Origin of the sequence: Streptomyces sp. NPDC002130, assembly GCF_040296465.1 — a bacterium.
GTDB lineage: Bacteria > Actinomycetota > Actinomycetes > Streptomycetales > Streptomycetaceae > Streptomyces.
Genome location: NZ_JBEOXI010000630.1, coordinates 1 through 1,955 on the forward strand (window position 1 = coordinate 1; position 1,955 = coordinate 1,955).

At 64.8% G+C, this 1,955-nt stretch carries 2 protein-coding genes; both read left to right on the top strand.

Features of this window, described 5'->3' with window-relative positions; genetic code table 11:
- Positions 1 to 794 (top strand): PaaI family thioesterase (locus ABT116_RS43735; protein WP_351646378.1); only part of this gene is annotated, 794 nt, incomplete at its 5' end.
- Between the two features lie 66 nt (positions 795 to 860).
- On the top strand, positions 861 to 1,955 hold a 1,095-nt coding region (locus ABT116_RS43740), incomplete at its 3' end, for a KasA/KasB family beta-ketoacyl-ACP synthase (RefSeq protein WP_351646380.1).

Consider the following 1,955-nt stretch of genomic DNA (forward strand, 5'->3'; position numbering starts at 1 on the left):
ACCGTGGCAAGACCGTGCTCGGTTCCATCGGAGTCATGATCGACGGTGCCATGGGTGGCGCGGTGTACTCGGGACTGACCTCGGGCCATCAGTCCGTGCTCGCGCAGGTCACGGTCAGTGCGGGCGCCGACATCCCCGCCGTCGCGGACGTCGGTGCCACCGGAACACTCGTGCATCTCGACGACGGCGTCGGACTCGCATCCGGGCAACTTCGCGACGACAACGGCACCCTCCTGGCCGTGATGGCCGGCCGTGCCATGGTGGTCTCGCGTCCTCCCGTCGTGGGAATCGACGACTACGTGGAGGGTGAGCCACTGCCCGTCCCGGTACCGGAGAAGACCAGCGACCTGCGCGGGCTGTCCGGATCCGACGTCGTCGAAGGAATCCGCGACGGCAAACTCGAACGCGGTCCACTCGCCGGTCTCCTCGATCTTGCGGTCGTCGAGGTGACCCCGGGTTCCGTCGTGGGCGAGTTCGACCCGGTCACCTGGATGGCCAACCCGCTGGGCGCTGTTCAGGGCGGTGTCTTGATCTCGGCGGTCGACGCGGTTACCGGCCTGGCAGCACAAACCCTGACCAGCATCGATCAGGACTATCGCGTCCTCGACCACAAGATCGACTTCCTGCGCTCGCCGGACATCGGTGGACCGATCATGCGCGCCGAGGCCGTCGTGATTCGTGCCGGGCGCAGGCTCGCGCTGATCGAAACTCGCATCGTCGACGCCGGCGGACAGGTCTACGTGCGGGCCACGTCGAGCATCCAGATGCTCTCCCAGCAAGTTCACAGCGGATAACCAGTTCCGCACCAGGCCGCCCGTCCACCATTGAGACAACAGCCCACACAATGGAGGTACAGCGGCGTGAACAAAGACATCGAAGCAAGCCGGCTACGCGTGAGCCGTCGACGGGCCCTCGCCCTCGGCGGAACCATCAGTCTCGGCGGGCACCTGAAGGTTTCACCGGACGAGGGCTTGTCCCGCGTCGAAATTCGACGGATGAGCTGGGTGGAACGCCTTGCCCTCACGTTGAGTCGCACGGTCTGGAGCAACGCCGGCAGCCCCGAAGTCGATCAGGACCGCCTCGCGGTTGTCATCGGCACCGGACTCGGCGGCGGCGACACGCTCATCGACGCCGTCGACAAGCTCCGTGGCGGCGGATACCGCAAGGTGTCCCCGTTCTCGGTGCAGATGGTCATGCCCAACGGACCAGCCGCAACGGTCGGGCTCGAACTCGGGGCCCGCGGTGGCGTCATCACCCCGGTTTCGGCATGTTCGTCGGGATCCGAGGCAATTGCTCACGCTCACCGCATGCTTGTCATGGGTGACGCGGACATGGTTGTGGCCGGTGGAGTCGAGAGCTTCATCGACACGGTTCCGATCGCGAGCTTCGCCATGATGCGTGCGATGAGCACCAACAACGACAATCCGGCCGCAGCTTCACGTCCTTTCGACAAGGACCGCGACGGATTTGTCTTCGGCGAAGCCGGCGCACTGATGATCCTCGAAACCGAGGAGCACGCAAAGGCACGCGGGGCAACGATTCACGCCCGCCTGCTTGGTTCCGGAATCACTTCGGACGGGTACCACATCGTGGCACCGCATCCGGAAGGCCTGGGCGCGGCGCGAGCCATGACCCGAGCAATCGAGATGGCCGGACTGACGAAGTCCGACATCAAGCACATCAACGCCCACGCCACTGCGACGCCGATCGGTGACATCGCAGAGGCAAAGGCAATCAACGCAGCGGTTGGCAACCACGCTGCGGTGTACGGCCCGAAATCCGCGCTGGGACACTCGATCGGCGCTGTCGGCGCCCTCGAATCAGTCCTGACGGTTCTGGCAGTGCGTGACGGGATCATCCCGCCCACGCTCAACGTTGACAGCCAGGATCCAGAAATCGATCTCGATGTCGTCAAGGGTGAACCCCGAACCGGCTCTTTCGATTTCGCACTGAAC